Raw genomic sequence first — 13,395 nt, forward strand, 5'->3', positions numbered from 1 at the left:
CCAAACAACTTATGTTATTTACAATGACGCCGCTTGAAAGAAAAGCGCCATCCGGCATACACCAACCGTGCCATACATATGGCATAACACGGCCACAATGAATAAAATCAACCAACACAAAAAGTACATTGGCACACTATTGAGTTCTCAAACATCGTCACCACACAGCCATACGGAACGCCTTTGGCGGTACGCAGTACTGCGAGTAAAGAAAATATTTGTTGTCAGGGCCTGTTTTCCTACCGCCTCTCTCCAAGAATCTCAGTTCCTGTGGGGCGCTGTCGGTCGCGCTGACTCACATAAAGTTACACACGGCCTTGAAAAAACACAAATGTGCACTTCAATGAAGGTTTTTACCCCTTCTTGAAGTGCACAAAGACAACCTTTTAACGCAGACATTGGATGGCGCTCAGCGTGCCCCAAACCAGCCCATGAGGCCCGGGCTAAACACGTTGGTCTTTGTTGCCATCCGGGGATACGCGGCAACCCACACGACGTAGATGATTGCCATCCCTGTGAGCGTCCACCCCATCGCAACGCTGGGATTGATAAGCCACGCTATGAACAGTACGGCGATTGCTCCCGCTAGCGCAGTTGTGTAGAGCCACGTCAGTTTGTCGGTAATCGCGAAAGTTAAAAGTAGTGACGTCGTTGCAAGACACACGATGGTGAATCCGGCTGGATTGCCGGTCCACATCATGGATACAAGATCGGCCAAGACCGACAGGACCACGGGGATTGCCGTGCACAGCAAAGTGACCTTGGCCCACACACCGCGCGGCAGTCCAAAGGCCACTGCATCTTTGAGTGAGCTGCGGATTGAATCAGCCACTAGCGGTAGGACAATCAACGTAACAATGACACCCACGATGCCCACGCCAGTATCCCACAGCTTGATCAACACGAGATTCACCGCGATCGCGAGGGCGATGCCGATCGCCATCCACATCCAGGCGCGCACCTGGGGGCGCACCACAATTTGCGAAACCGGGGACGCTGAGAACCAGCCCGTCGAAGAATCACCATCGCTGCCTACGATGAGGGAGCTCGCGGTCATGCGCGATGGCTCGACGCGCTTGGCCATGCAGAATATCCACGCTGCCGTTGGCGCTATGAGGACCCACCACGGGAAAGCCCAGGGTGCGCTGACAAGCATGAGCAGCAGCGCCAGGGAGGCATTGATTCGCCGGTGCCCGTTCCAGACGCGCGTACTGAGACCAAAGGTGAGGTAGCGCGAGAAGTCAGGTTGGACCAGGTAGAGCTGGAGCGCCATAAGGAGTGAATACCCGATGGCCCACCCTTGCCCGCGGTCCATTCCCAGCACCGGAAGGATGACAATCCACAAGGCGTAGAAGAAGCTGTTCCAGCTCAGCGCCATATGCCTATAAAGCTTCATCACGCCTCCCCCAATGCCAGAACTGCCTGTTCGAGGGATACCTCGGTGGCGCGAAGCCCCATTTTCTGAGCCATGGCAAAGACGTTGGCGGTGTGGTTGGGGCGGGCGTCGACAAGCGCGCGGTCTGCTACGGCTGAGGTTTCGCGCTCAAGCACTGGGAGCTGCAGGCGCCCCAGCGCGCGATCGAGGGTTTCGGCAGAGCCAGTGAGCTGGACGACGCCCTCAATGAACTCATCGATGGGACCGGACAGCGGGTTCTCCCCCATCAGCGCCACGGTATCGAGCAAACCAGACAGCTCGTTAAGGTGATGGGTGGAGACGATAATGGTGCGGCCGTGCTCTTCACGCAAGACGTCGTAGAATACCTCCCGCTTGGCGGCGTCGAGGCCGAGATAGGGTTCGTCGAGAAGCATGTATGGCACCCCCGAGGCCACCGCAACAATGAAGCTCGCTGCGGACTTCTGCCCGCGGGAAAGGCCCGAGTAATTCTTCATTGGAAGCTCGAAGCGCTCGACCAGCTCCTCAGCGCGCGCTGTGCTCCACGTGGGCCAGCGCAGGCTTGCCACGGTGAAGATCTTCTTCACGTTCCAACCTTCAGGCAGTGGGTTATCTATGCCCATGAGGACAACCTTGTTGAGGACTTTTTCATTGTCGTAGGGCTTGTCGCCGTCGACTTTGATGCCGGAGCCGCCGAGCTGGCCAGCAATCTTGCGCAGCAAGGTGGTCTTGCCAATGCCGTTGGGGCCGACGAGGCCGTGCGTGAGGCCGTCGTCGAAGGTGAAGTGCGGGGTAGAAATCATGAGTAGAGTCCTCGACTTTCTGCGACAAGGTCGATGAGGTCATGGAGTTGCTGGCGGGTGTAGCCCAGGTGCACGGCTTCGTCGATGAGCGGTGCGGCGTATTCAGCCGCAAAGTCTTGGCGACGCCGCGCCCGGATAAGGTCTGCGGCACCAGAGGTGACGAACATGCCGATACCTCGGCGTTTTTCGAGGATTCCGAGATCCACGAGGAGGGTCAGGCCCTTGCGGGCAGTGGCGGGGTTGATGCTGTGGAAAGCGGCGAGCTCATTCGTGGACGGTGCCTGGGCGCCCTCGGCGAGAGTGCCCTCAATGATGGCGTCCTCGATGAGTACCGCTATCTGACGAAAGAGTGGCTGCGCGGAGTTATCCATGCAGTCTCCCTAGTTGGTTGGTTACTCATGTAACTAACCATATAACCTGCCCTGCAACCTCCGCAAGACTTGCGGCAAACACGTTTATTACCTGGGAATTTCCCCAAGGTTATCGACGTTTTGTGACTAATGGGGCACACTGGATGACACCAGCCTTAAGCTGGAGACCTCACGAAAGTGATCATAGAAAAATTAGTTAGAAACGATAGAACGGAATTTAGGAGCCATGCTTGAACGAACACTTGTCTTCGTTGACACGTCATACCTACTGGCCAGCTTTTATAACTCTTGGGAGACGGGGGCCCGCGCCCAGCTAGAGATTGATTTACCCGAAGTAGTCAGCTCCCTCGGTTCCATGATTGAGAACCAAGTAGGCAACCCCATCCACCGCCAATACTGGTACGACGGAATCCCCGATACCGGCCCCCACCGTTACCAGCGAGCACTGCGGGTCTGCGATGGCGTCCAATTGCGCACCGGTCAGCTCATCGAATGGGGCGAACGGCGAACCCAGAAAGCCGTGGACACCCGCCTCGTCGCCGATATGATCGTTTCCGCTATGAAGGGCCAAGTCACGGATTTCGTCTTGGTCTCCGGCGACGCAGACATGATTCCCGGGGTCCAGGAGGCCGTCAACAATGGTGTGCGCGTGCACCTTTATGGCTTCGGATGGGACTCCATGTCTTCAGCTCTGCGCCATGCCTGCGACTCCACCACGATCCTCGATCCGCGGGAGGACTTCGCCGATGCGATGGAGCTTGAGGTCCTTGAAGGCCCGCTGCCGCCGACCATCCGCGAGCCCCAGAGCACCGGAGAAGGAAGCGAAGACGCTAGCGATTCCGCCACCGAGGACGCCCCAGAGTGCGACGAACCTACCGAAGCACAAGCTGCCTTCCCCTCTGCGCCAAAGCCTGGGCCGGCAACACCTTCCGCCGCGGCGCAAGACGTGGCTGCCACCGCCTCGCACCCAGAGTCGGCAGCACCGAGCGCCCCCGCCGACGAAGAGGAGCCCGCCCCCTGCGGCGAACAAGCCACAAAGCCCAGCGCCGCGGATCAGAAGCCCGCGGACGCAGAAGAGGAAACGGGCTCCGAAGCCCCGAAGCCTGCCCCCAAACCGGCCGCGCCCAAGCCGTCGATGATGGCGCCGCGCCGCAAGCTGCGCTCGAAGTATGTTCCCCTCCCCGAGGAAGTGTGGAGCTCCGCCGGCTTCCAGTCCCCCTTTGACGTGGGGCAGCAATATGCCTCGTGGTGGTTCGACAACGCCGCGAGCGCCGATCAGCGCGACCAAGCCCATCTCCTTTCCGGCGGCGGTCTGCCGCCGGAGATCGACCGTCCGCTGCTACAGTTCGCCTGCGAGACTCTGCACGAGTACACGCTCACCGAAACCCAGCGCGTGAACCTCCGCGATGGCTTCCACTCCGGCATCCGCGGCGTGCTTATCAATATCCGCCGCCAGGGCAGCTAGACCGTCGAGGCGCACAGGGACCTTAATAAAGGGACCTTCTGGAGCGCGGGGTGGTGAAATCCCCTGGCCGCAGAATGCGGCCTGCTCCAGAAGGCCCCTTTTCGCGCTGGCTACTACTTATCCTCAGCGTCCTTGGCTTCGGCGCCGGCCTCGAGCTCCTCTATGGTCTTGGAGGATGAGCCTTCCAGCTCCTTGTTCTTGGCCATCTCAGCGCGGATCTCATCCAAGCGGGACATAGCGGCCATATCGTGTCCCGCCGCCGAAATCTCCTGAATCCGGCTACCACCAGCTGCCTGGTGCAGCTCCTGGGCGCCGAGCGCATCAGCGTAGCGCTTCTCAATCTTGGCGCGTACCGAATCCATCGTAGGCGTCGAGTCATCCGGCTTGAGCTCATTCATGGAGTCCAGAGCCTCAGCGTTCTTCTCCTGCATCGCCGCCTGATCGGCCTGGGACAGCAACTGGTCCACCTGCGCGAGCTGCTCCTTCAGTCGGGCCTCCGACTGCTGTTGCTGGGCCTTTGCCTGCTCCGCCGCTTGCGCGGCAGCCTCGTGCTGGGACTTCAGATTCGCCAGCTCATTTTCTACGGCAACCAGCTGGCTCGCCACAACCTCCGCTGCCTGGTTGTACTCGGCGGCCTTCTGCGGATCCTCGGAAGCGTCCGCCAACTCCAAGGCCCGGCGCGTCTGATCCTGGTAGTCCTTCTGAGTTGTCACTAGGCGGTTGAGCTGCATTTCCAGCTGGGTTTTGCGGCCAATAATCTCCGCTGCGTGCTCGGAAATCTGGCGGTGCTGTTCCTTTGCACCTTCCACGGCCTGCTGGATTTGAACCTTGGGATCAGCGTTCTCATCGATCTTCTGATCGAAAGAAGCCATCACATACTTCCAACCTTTGCTGAATGGGTTTGCCATTGCGCTCACTCCTTAGTGGTTCCTGCAGCAGTAATCAATGCAGCGCTCGTTAGTGCTTTATATGTAAAGACGCTTTCCTGCGAGTGTAGCGATACTCACAGGAAAGCGCGCAGCGGTCCATCTCGACCGCCTTTTCAGAAGAACTATCCGGAATTATTAGGCCTGCTGGCTCTCCACCTGGGCGCGGACCTCATCCATATCGAGAGCCTTGACCTGGCTAATGAGATCTTCCAGGGCTGCCGGCGGCAATGCACCCGACTCGCGGAAAACCAAGATGCCGTCACGGAAAACCATCAACGTCGGGATGGAGTTAATTTGCAGCTTCGCAGCCAGCTCCTCGTTTGCCTCGGTATCCAACTTGGCAAAGGTGGCATCAGGGTGCTCCTCGGATGCCTTCTCAAAGACCGGGCCGAAGCGCTTGCACGGACCGCACCATTCCGCCCAGGCATCCACGAGGGTGATGCCATCGCCGGAGATGGTCTCCTGGAACGTCTCTTCAGTGATGTCAATCGTTGCCATGTCTCTTCCTATCTGTTTCGGGGAACTTTGTAGGTTCTTTCAACTCTCAACGGTACACAAGGCTCAATTATTCCTTGCACCTATACCCCTAGGGGGTATACGCTCAACGGTGTATCTACCCACTACTTAAGGAGTCTGATCACGACCATGAGCACCACCACCTACACCGTTAACGGCATGACCTGCGGCCACTGCGAACTCTCCGTGAAGGAAGAGATCTCGGAGATCAAGGGCGTCACCGACGTCACCGCTGACCACACCACCGGCGCCGTCACCGTGACTGGTGAGGGCTTTAGCGATGACCAGGTCGCCGCCGCCATCACCGAAGCCGGCTACGAGTTGGCCTAAGCATCATGACCACCAGCCTCACTCTCGGTATCACCGGGATGACCTGCACCTCCTGCTCATCCCGGGTGGAACGCAAGCTCAACAAGCTCGACAACGTCGAAGCCACGGTCAACTTCGCCACGGAATCTGCCTCTGTAAGCTATGACCCAGCGACGACGACCCCCGCCGATCTCATCGACGTCGTCGAAGGCGCGGGCTACGGGGCTTTTGCGGTGGACGATGAGGGGGAGGCGTCGGCAAGCACGGCGGACACCGCCCGCGAGGGTGAGGCTTCCGACATCCTGCAGCGCACGCTCGTCTCTGCGACGCTCTCGCTGCCCGTGATGCTCCTCTCCATGGTCCCGGCCCTCCAATTCCAGAACTGGCAATGGGCCTGCCTGGTACTCACAACGCTCGTCTACGTCATCGGCGGCGCGCCCTTCCACCGCGCCACGTGGGCCAACCTGAAGCACGGCGCCGCCACGATGGACACGCTCATCACGCTGGGCACCACCGCCGCCTTTGGCTGGTCGCTCTACGCGCTCTTCTTCGGCAACGCCGGCATGCCCGGCATGACCATGCATATGACGCTGCGCTCCAATGACGCGCAGATGGACCACATTTACCTCGAATCAGTGGGAATGGTCATTACGTTCCTGCTGCTTGGGCGCTGGTTTGAGCTCAAGGCTAAAGGGCGCTCTTCCGAGGCTCTCACCACGCTGCTCACCATGGGCGCTAAAGAGGCCACGGTGCTGCGCGGCGATACTGAAACCCGCATACCCATCGGTGACCTTCACGAGGGCGATATTTTTGTGGTTCGCCCCGGCGAGAAGATCGCCACCGATGGTGTGGTCCTCAACGGCCATTCAGCCGTGGACGAATCCCTGCTCACCGGCGAATCGTTACCGGTTGAGGTTTCAGCCGGCAGCACGGTGACGGGCGCAACCATCAACGCCTCCGGGCGGCTTGAGGTGCGCGCCACCCGCGTCGGCTCCGACACCGTCCTTGCTCAGATGGGCGCGCTCGTCACCGCAGCCCAGACCTCGAAGGCCCCAGTGCAGCGTCTCGCCGACCGCATCGCCGCTGTCTTCGTTCCCATCGTCATCGGTATCTCTATCCTCGCGCTCGTGGCTCACCTGTGGGTCGGCGGAGTTGCCCCGGCCTTCGTGGCCGCCGTCTCCGTCCTCATCATTGCGTGCCCTTGCGCCATGGGCTTGGCGACGCCCACCGCAATCCTCGTGGGCACCGGGCGCGGCGCCGAACTGGGAATACTCATCAAGGGCCCGGAGATCCTCGAATCGACCCGCCAGATCGACACCATCGTTCTGGACAAGACGGGCACGATCACCGAAGGCCAAATGTCAGTAGCGGCGGTTCAGACCTCAGCAGGTCACTCAGAGCAAGAGGTTCTCCGTCTTGCTGCCGCCGCGGAGCAGGGCTCCGAGCACCCCATCGCGCGGGCCATCCGCGCAGCTTACGACGGCGACATCCCTGCAACCGAGGACTACCACGAGCTGCCGGGCCAAGGGATCGAAGCAACCGTCGATGGCGCACGCGTGCGGGTAGGACGCCCGCCTGCGGGCTACGACGGCACCGGGACGCAGGTCGGCGTCTACGTGGCGGATGACGTGGTGGGGACCATCGAGCTACAGGACCGCGTTAAGGAGTCCGCAGCCGCTGCTATCTCCGCACTCCAGGAACTAGGCCTTACACCCCATCTGCTCACAGGGGACAATGCCAGTGCAGCCCACGCGGTGGCGCGGGCGGTAGGCATTGATGAAGCCAACGTGACAGCAGAGGTGATGCCCTCTGACAAGGTGGACGCTGTAGCCCAGCTTCAGCAGCAAGGAAAGACCGTGGCCATGGTGGGCGATGGCGTGAACGACGCCGCGGCACTCGCGCAGGCGGACCTGGGAATCGCGATGGGTGCTGGGGCCGATGTCGCCATCGAGGCCTCCGATATCACGGTGATGAACAACGACCTGCGCTCCGTCGCCGATGCCGTACGCCTGGCGCGGGCCACCCTGCGCATTATCAAGGGCAACCTATTTTGGGCCTTCGCCTATAATATTATTCTTCTACCAGTCGCGGCCTTTGGCCTGCTCAACCCCCTTTTCGCGGGTATAGCCATGGCGTTGAGTTCGGTTTTTGTAGTCAGTAATTCTTTGCGCCTGAAAAGCTTTCACTCCGCAGAGTATGCTTAGCCTGCATGAATCGTCTTGATCATCGCTCTATCTCTCGCACGGAGAGGCTCGACCGCCTTCCCGTCACTGGAAAACACAAACGTCTCCTCTTCGGCTCCGGCATCGGCTGGGCGCTCGACGCCATGGACGTGGGCCTCATCTCCTTCATCATGGCCGCTTTGGCCGTGCACTGGGGAATCACGCCGACCCAATCCTCATGGCTGGCATCCGTGGGCTTCATCGGCATGGCCTTGGGTGCTACCTTCGGCGGCCTTTTGGCCGATAAGTTCGGCCGCCGCCACGTCTTTGCGCTGACGCTGCTGGTCTATGGCCTCGCCACGGGTGCCTCCGCCCTGGCGACGGGCCTTACGCTTCTCATCGTCCTGCGCTTCTTCATCGGACTCGGCCTGGGCGCCGAGCTGCCGGTGGCCTCCACGCTGATCTCCGAGTTCGCCCCGCTCAAGGTCCGCGGGCGCATGGTGGTCTTGCTGGAGGCCTTCTGGGCGGTGGGCTGGATCCTGGCAGCGGTAGTTGGAACGTTTGTTGTGGGGGCGTCGGAAAGCGGCTGGCGCTGGGCGCTCGCGCTCGGCATGGTCCCCGCCCTTTATGCACTTTTCGTACGGCTCCACCTGCCGGAATCGGTGCGCTTCCTAGAGTCGAAAGGCCGCCACGAGGAGGCAGAGGAGATCGTCGCCTCCTTTGAGGCCGAGGTGGACTCGACGGACATCGACCGCACGACCCCAGCACCGACCTACTCCGAGGAAGACGTCACCGCCGCCAGTATCTGGTCGCCGTCCCTGCGCGGGCGCACTCTCGCGTTGTGGACCATCTGGTTCTGCGTCAACCTGTCCTACTATGGCGCCTTCATCTGGATTCCTTCGCTGCTGGTCGCCGACGGATTCTCCCTGGTGAAGTCCTTCAGCTTCACGCTCATTATCACCCTGGCCCAGCTGCCCGGCTACGCCGCCGCGGCCTGGCTCATCGAAGTATGGGGGCGCCGCACCACGCTGGCTGCCTTCCTCGTGGGCTCCGCGCTTTCCGCAGGTCTCTATGGCTTTGCCAGCACTGAGGCCACGATCATCCTGGCCGGTTGTTTGCTGTCCTTCTTCAACTTGGGCGCGTGGGGTGCTTTGTACGCCATCGGTCCCGAGCTCTATCCCACCGCGCTGCGCGGGCGCGGTACGGGTGCTGCCGCCGGCTTCGGCAGGCTCGCATCCATCCTGGCGCCGCTCATCGTTCCGCCGCTCATCGCGGTGGCAGGAACGGGCTGGCTCTTCGTCCTCTTCGCGGCCGCCTTCGGCACCGCTGCTGTCGCGGCGCTGACCCTGCCAGAATTCAAGGGTAAGACCCTTGCTCAATAGGGTCGCCCTTGGCGCGTGGGTCGCGGTCATGGTTGCGCTGACTACGCTGAAGTCCTTCTTTCAGATTGGCTACCTCTGGAAGCCGGAGAACCAGCGTGTCCGCGATCTGCGCTTGGTGCCGCTCGATGAATTTTCCGGTGGCACGTGGTTTGGCCCGCTCTTTGAGTACGCGGGCAATACCGCTTTCTTCATTCCCTTCGGAATGCTCGTCTTCAGCATGTGCCGTTCACTCAAGGCCACGGCCGCGTGGGGCTTCGCGCTGAGCCTGGCGCTGGAGACAGCACAGTACGCCTTCGCCCTGGGACGCACCGATATCGATGACCTCATCTTCAATACGCTCGGCGCGCTGATCGGCGCGGCATTCGCCCGGCTGTGTGGCGAACGCTTCTTCCCCGTGTGGCGGTGGCTCGCACTCGCCGCAGCAGCCGTCTTCCTAGTCTTAGTCATTCTCGGCCCACGGTTGGGTGACCCCAACGTCGTGGTGGACCTGTGATTTAACCGTGCGCCATGTTGACGAACTTGGAGTAGTGCAGCTGGTGCGCCACCTTCACCGTGTCGATCGGGCCGCCACGGTGCTTGGCCAAGATGATGTCCGCCTCACCGGCGCGGGGATCATCGCGGTCCTGTGAGTCCGGGCGATACAGGAGCATAACCATGTCGGCGTCCTGCTCGAGCGAGCCGGATTCACGCAGATCCGCCAGCTGCGGCTTCTTGTCGGTACGGGACTCCGGGCCACGGTTCAGCTGGGAAATCGCGATGAGCGGGACCTCGAGCTCCTTGGCCAACAGCTTGAGCTGGCGGGAAAACTCCGAAACCTCTTGCTGGCGGGACTCCACCTTCTTGCCCGAGGACATCAGCTGCATATAGTCCAGCACGATGAGGTCGAGCCCGTGCTGCTGCTTGAGGCGGCGGGCTTTCGAGCGAATCTCCATCATGGTGAGGTTCGGGGAATCATCAATGAACAGGGGCGCATCCTGGATGCGGTTGAGGGTGTCATCGATCTTTGCCCAGTCCTCAGTCGATACGCGCCCACCGCGCATATCCGACAGCTTCACTTCCGCCTCCGCCGACAGCAAGCGCATGACGATCTCCGAGGCGGACATCTCCAAAGAGAACACCACGGAGGTCTTGTTGTACTGGAGAGATGCCGAGCGCATGAAGTCCATGGCCAGCGTTGACTTACCCACGCCGGGGCGGGCGGCGACGATAATCATCTGGCCAGCACGCAAGCCATTGGTTAGGTTGTCCAGGTCGATGAACCCTGTGGGTACGCCGGACTCCACGCCGTTTTGCTGCAGGGCGGCGAGTTCGTCGATAGTGGGATCGATAAGATCGCTCAATGCCCGGTAGTCCTCGGTGGTCTTCTTCTGTGCCACCGCGAAGACTTCCTGCTGGGCGCGGTCCAGAACCGATTCGATCTCCATGTCCTCGGAGCCTTGGAAGCCGAGCTGGACAACTCTGGTTCCGGCGTCGACCAGCTTGCGCAGCACCGCCTTTTCCGCCACGATCTCCGCATAGTAGCGAGCGTTAGCGGCAGTCGGCACCGTGGCCAGCAGGGTGTGCAGATAGGGCGCGCCGCCGACCCGCTCGAGGTTGTTGTAGCGATCGAGCCGGGCCGCCACGATCACCGCATCAATATCGGTGCCCGCGGCATAGAGGTCAATCATGGCCTGATAAATGAGCGTGTGCGCAGGATAGTAGAAGTCCTCCGGCTCCAGCTCTTCAATGACCTCCATCACCGTGTTCGGGCTCAAGAGCATAGCGCCAAGAACGCCCTGCTCTGCTTCCCGGTCCGCGGGTGGCTGGCGGAATTCGCCGTAACGCTTCGGCTCCTCCTGGCGGTAAGAGCGGCGGGGTTCCTCCTCTACCGGTTCAGGCGGCGGTGGAACCTGATCGTCGTCAAAACTGGCATTAGTCATTGTCCATCAATCCCACCGTTCATCGATCCCACCCTGACCGCCCCTGAAAATCTCAGCTTCTATCCGCGCCGGACGGCCAGGCTTTAAGGCAGTGCCAAGCGGCAACCGCGCGTAGTACACAACAGTGTAGCCGAGGCAATGGACACTGCCCCTTGGGTATAACTTCCGCAGTTATCCACAGATGCCTGTGGAATTACCAGCTCAGCGGACGAAGACTCCGCAAAGCACGAGGTCAGTCCTGTGGATAACTCTGCAAGCTTGTGACCAGCACAGATAATTACCGCAGGTCAGAGCCTGTTTTTCGAGGTGTGAATATACGCACAAAACCCGTGAAAAAGTAGGGTCTTCAACCCGAAATCGGCGCTACCTGCGGGTTAACAAAAGGCGGCGTGAGTAAACTCACTGTAAACTGCACGCAGGTTTATCCACAGGTTCCGCGAGTTATCCACATGCCGTGCTTGGCGACGATTCCCCACCCCGCATGCCTAAAACGGCTAAAGGCCGTACACCTTCCACCACCTCACATAGTGGGAGGAGCACGGCCTTAAACCTTGCTGTTGTCTGAGGGTCACTTACTGGCGTACCATCGCCGCGCCTCACACGCGGCTGGACGGAGGGTGACCGTCGTGCGCCTTAGTTCTTAGGCAGCGACGACCGAGAAGTTCACCTTGCCGATAACGTCAGCGTGCAGCTTCAGCTCGACTTGGTAGTTGCCGGTCTTCTTGACCAGGCCCTTGGGAAGCACAACGATGCGCTTGTCCAGCTTCGGGCCGCCAGCGGCGGCAACGGCCTTCACGATGTCCTCTGCGGACACGGAGCCGAAGAGCTTGCCGGACTCGGAGGTCTTCACGGGGACGTTGACGTCCTTGAGCTCCTCCAGCTGGGTACGGATCTCGCGTGCATGGTCCAGGTCGCGGATTGCGCGAGCTTCCTGGGCACGCTTGATGCCCTCGATCTGCTTCTCAGCACCGCGGGTGGCAACGATTGCCAGGCCGCGCGGAAGCAGGTAGTTACGTCCGTAGCCGTCCTTAACCTCTACAATTTCGCCGGGGGCGCCGAGGTTCTCAACGGCAGCGGTGAGGATCAGCTTCATGATCCCTGCCTTTCAATTGAGTTAAATGAATACTTGCGTGACAGTCTTAGAACGGGGGTTCTGCATCCGCACCACCGAAGCTTCCCGCTTGGGGTGCCGAATTCCACGGATCGTTGCTCGGAGCCGACTGCTGGGACTGCTGCGGGGCAGAAGACTGGGACTGGTTTCCAGAGAAACCACCCTGGTTTCCGGAGAAACCGCATTGGTTGCCGCCGCCGTAGTTAGCGCCACCCTGCTGCTGGCCGCCGCCATAGTTTCCGCCACCGTTACCGGACTTGCGGTTTACCTGAGCGGTTGCATAACGCAGGGACGGGCCGACCTCATCGACCTCGATCTCAAAGACAGTACGGTTCTCGCCCTCACGAGTCTGGTAAGAGCGCTGACGCAAACGGCCAGTAACAATAACGCGCATGCCCTTGGACAGGGTCTCCGCAACGTTTTCTGCGGCTTGGCGCCACACGTTGCAGGTGAGGAACATGGCCTCGCCATCCTCCCACTGGGAAGTCTGCTGATTATAGCGACGCGGGGTGGAGGCAACACGGAAATTTGCCACTGCGGCACCCGCCGGGGTGAAGCGCAGTTCCGGGTCGGCGACAATGTTGCCAACAACCGTGATATTGGTATCTCCCTGAGCCATGTCTTTACTCCTTAATATCGGTTACGTGGATTGCTCGAAACCCAGTATCCGCTATTTGCTGTCGGTGCGCAGAACCTTGGTACGCAGAATGGAGTCGTTCAGGTTCAGACGGCGATCGAGCTCGAGAACGGAGTGGGATTCGCACTCCAGATCCACGACTGCGTAGATGCCCTCTTCCTTCTTGTTGATCGGGTATGCAAGACGGCGCTTGCCCCACACGTCAACCTTTTCGACTTTGCCGCCATCCTTGCGGATTGCTTCGAGGAACTTGTCTAGGGACGGGGTTACGGTGCGCTCATCCTGATTGGGATCCAGAATGATCATGACTTCGTAGTGACGCACGGACCTCATCACCTCCTATGGTCTAGTAATTGGTATCGGCCATATCACCTTTGCGGATATGGCAGGAGGGTCTG

14 protein-coding genes are annotated in these 13,395 nt (G+C 60.3%); 5 read left to right on the forward strand and 9 right to left on the reverse strand.

Annotated elements, in window-relative coordinates; translation table 11 throughout:
• Positions 1–409 precede the first annotated feature (409 nt).
• The 3 genes from HMPREF2698_RS02255 to HMPREF2698_RS02265 are packed head-to-tail and all read right to left on the reverse strand — an operon-like array spanning position 410 to position 2,567.
• Positions 410–1,396 carry a hypothetical protein gene (locus tag HMPREF2698_RS02255; RefSeq protein ID WP_070561786.1) on the reverse strand — a complete coding sequence of 329 codons (987 nt, stop codon included), beginning with the start codon at positions 1,394–1,396 and terminating at the stop codon, positions 410–412.
• Positions 1,396–2,196: an ATP-binding cassette domain-containing protein gene (locus tag HMPREF2698_RS02260; protein WP_070561788.1), complete on the reverse strand. Its 801-nt coding sequence runs from the start codon at positions 2,194–2,196 to the stop codon at positions 1,396–1,398. Before HMPREF2698_RS02260 ends, HMPREF2698_RS02255 begins: the two co-directional genes overlap by 1 nt.
• Positions 2,193–2,567, reverse strand: a complete 375-nt coding sequence (locus tag HMPREF2698_RS02265; RefSeq protein WP_010187877.1) for a GntR family transcriptional regulator — start codon at positions 2,565–2,567, stop codon at positions 2,193–2,195. The genes HMPREF2698_RS02260 and HMPREF2698_RS02265 overlap by 4 nt, the downstream gene beginning before the upstream one ends.
• Before the next feature lie 226 nt (positions 2,568–2,793).
• Between HMPREF2698_RS02265 and HMPREF2698_RS02270 the strand changes: the two genes are divergently transcribed.
• Entirely contained in the window at positions 2,794–4,032 is a 1,239-nt protein-coding gene (locus tag HMPREF2698_RS02270) for an NYN domain-containing protein (protein WP_070561790.1), read from the forward strand.
• A gap of 113 nt (positions 4,033–4,145) precedes the next feature.
• On the opposite strand, the gene HMPREF2698_RS02275 is transcribed toward HMPREF2698_RS02270, so the two are convergent.
• Together HMPREF2698_RS02275 and trxA are read right to left on the reverse strand one after the other, a co-directional pair.
• The gene (locus tag HMPREF2698_RS02275) at positions 4,146–4,940 is read right to left on the reverse strand and encodes a PspA/IM30 family protein (RefSeq protein ID WP_070561793.1); all 795 of its coding nucleotides are present in this window, start codon (positions 4,938–4,940) and stop codon (positions 4,146–4,148) included.
• 156 nt (positions 4,941–5,096) lie between these two features.
• Positions 5,097–5,459: a thioredoxin gene (gene trxA, locus HMPREF2698_RS02280; RefSeq protein ID WP_070524226.1), complete on the reverse strand. Its 363-nt coding sequence runs from the start codon at positions 5,457–5,459 to the stop codon at positions 5,097–5,099.
• A 147-nt stretch (positions 5,460–5,606) separates the two neighbouring features.
• On the opposite strand from trxA, the gene HMPREF2698_RS02285 reads away from it, so the two are divergent.
• Genes HMPREF2698_RS02285 through HMPREF2698_RS02300 form a run of 4 tightly spaced genes read left to right on the forward strand, consistent with a single transcriptional unit; the run spans position 5,607 to position 9,823 of the window.
• A complete protein-coding gene (locus HMPREF2698_RS02285) occupies positions 5,607–5,807 on the forward strand; it encodes a heavy-metal-associated domain-containing protein (protein WP_070524224.1) in 201 nt (66 codons plus the stop codon).
• Between the two features lie 5 nt (positions 5,808–5,812).
• The gene (locus HMPREF2698_RS02290; RefSeq protein ID WP_070561795.1) at positions 5,813–7,990 is read left to right on the forward strand and encodes a heavy metal translocating P-type ATPase; all 2,178 of its coding nucleotides are present in this window, start codon (positions 5,813–5,815) and stop codon (positions 7,988–7,990) included.
• Positions 7,991–7,995: 5 nt separating this feature from the next.
• The gene (locus tag HMPREF2698_RS02295) at positions 7,996–9,330 is read left to right on the forward strand and encodes an MFS transporter (RefSeq protein WP_070524220.1); all 1,335 of its coding nucleotides are present in this window, start codon (positions 7,996–7,998) and stop codon (positions 9,328–9,330) included.
• A 28-nt stretch (positions 9,331–9,358) separates the two neighbouring features.
• Positions 9,359–9,823 (forward strand): VanZ family protein, encoded by a 465-nt coding sequence (locus HMPREF2698_RS02300; protein WP_070561887.1) that lies wholly within the window; start codon positions 9,359–9,361, stop codon positions 9,821–9,823.
• Between the two features lies 1 nt (position 9,824).
• On the opposite strand, the gene dnaB is transcribed toward HMPREF2698_RS02300, so the two are convergent.
• From dnaB to rpsF, 4 genes are all read right to left on the reverse strand, one after another.
• Positions 9,825–11,249: a replicative DNA helicase gene (dnaB, locus tag HMPREF2698_RS02305; RefSeq protein WP_070561797.1), complete on the reverse strand. Its 1,425-nt coding sequence runs from the start codon at positions 11,247–11,249 to the stop codon at positions 9,825–9,827.
• A 640-nt stretch (positions 11,250–11,889) separates the two neighbouring features.
• Positions 11,890–12,342: a 50S ribosomal protein L9 gene (gene rplI, locus HMPREF2698_RS02310; RefSeq protein WP_070524218.1), complete on the reverse strand. Its 453-nt coding sequence runs from the start codon at positions 12,340–12,342 to the stop codon at positions 11,890–11,892.
• Between the two features lie 46 nt (positions 12,343–12,388).
• On the reverse strand, positions 12,389–12,979 hold the full coding sequence (locus HMPREF2698_RS02315) for a single-stranded DNA-binding protein (protein ID WP_070561799.1): 591 nt from the start codon (positions 12,977–12,979) through the stop codon (positions 12,389–12,391).
• 51 nt (positions 12,980–13,030) lie between these two features.
• Entirely contained in the window at positions 13,031–13,321 is a 291-nt protein-coding gene (rpsF, locus tag HMPREF2698_RS02320) for a 30S ribosomal protein S6 (protein ID WP_180952128.1), read from the reverse strand.
• Positions 13,322–13,395: the final 74 nt, after the last annotated feature.

It is taken from the genome of Corynebacterium sp. HMSC072A02 (assembly GCF_001810085.1).
Taxonomy (GTDB): domain Bacteria; phylum Actinomycetota; class Actinomycetes; order Mycobacteriales; family Mycobacteriaceae; genus Corynebacterium; species Corynebacterium hesseae.

What these genes read in the sequence shown, in the direction of transcription:
- HMPREF2698_RS02315 (WP_070561799.1), bottom strand. Translation starts at nt 12,979, where the DNA reads ATGGCTCAGGGAGATACCAATATCACGGTTGTTGGCAACATTGTCGCC.
- HMPREF2698_RS02255 (WP_070561786.1), bottom strand. Translation starts at nt 1,396, where the DNA reads ATGAAGCTTTATAGGCATATGGCGCTGAGCTGGAACAGCTTCTTCTAC.
- dnaB (WP_070561797.1), bottom strand. Translation starts at nt 11,249, where the DNA reads ATGACTAATGCCAGTTTTGACGACGATCAGGTTCCACCGCCGCCTGAA.
- HMPREF2698_RS02300 (WP_070561887.1), top strand. Translation starts at nt 9,359, where the DNA reads ATGGTTGCGCTGACTACGCTGAAGTCCTTCTTTCAGATTGGCTACCTC.
- trxA (WP_070524226.1), bottom strand. Translation starts at nt 5,459, where the DNA reads ATGGCAACGATTGACATCACTGAAGAGACGTTCCAGGAGACCATCTCC.
- HMPREF2698_RS02290 (WP_070561795.1), top strand. Translation starts at nt 5,813, where the DNA reads ATGACCACCAGCCTCACTCTCGGTATCACCGGGATGACCTGCACCTCC.
- HMPREF2698_RS02265 (WP_010187877.1), bottom strand. Translation starts at nt 2,567, where the DNA reads ATGGATAACTCCGCGCAGCCACTCTTTCGTCAGATAGCGGTACTCATC.
- HMPREF2698_RS02275 (WP_070561793.1), bottom strand. Translation starts at nt 4,940, where the DNA reads ATGGCAAACCCATTCAGCAAAGGTTGGAAGTATGTGATGGCTTCTTTC.
- rplI (WP_070524218.1), bottom strand. Translation starts at nt 12,342, where the DNA reads ATGAAGCTGATCCTCACCGCTGCCGTTGAGAACCTCGGCGCCCCCGGC.
- HMPREF2698_RS02270 (WP_070561790.1), top strand. Translation starts at nt 2,794, where the DNA reads ATGCTTGAACGAACACTTGTCTTCGTTGACACGTCATACCTACTGGCC.
- HMPREF2698_RS02285 (WP_070524224.1), top strand. Translation starts at nt 5,607, where the DNA reads ATGAGCACCACCACCTACACCGTTAACGGCATGACCTGCGGCCACTGC.
- HMPREF2698_RS02295 (WP_070524220.1), top strand. Translation starts at nt 7,996, where the DNA reads ATGAATCGTCTTGATCATCGCTCTATCTCTCGCACGGAGAGGCTCGAC.
- HMPREF2698_RS02260 (WP_070561788.1), bottom strand. Translation starts at nt 2,196, where the DNA reads ATGATTTCTACCCCGCACTTCACCTTCGACGACGGCCTCACGCACGGC.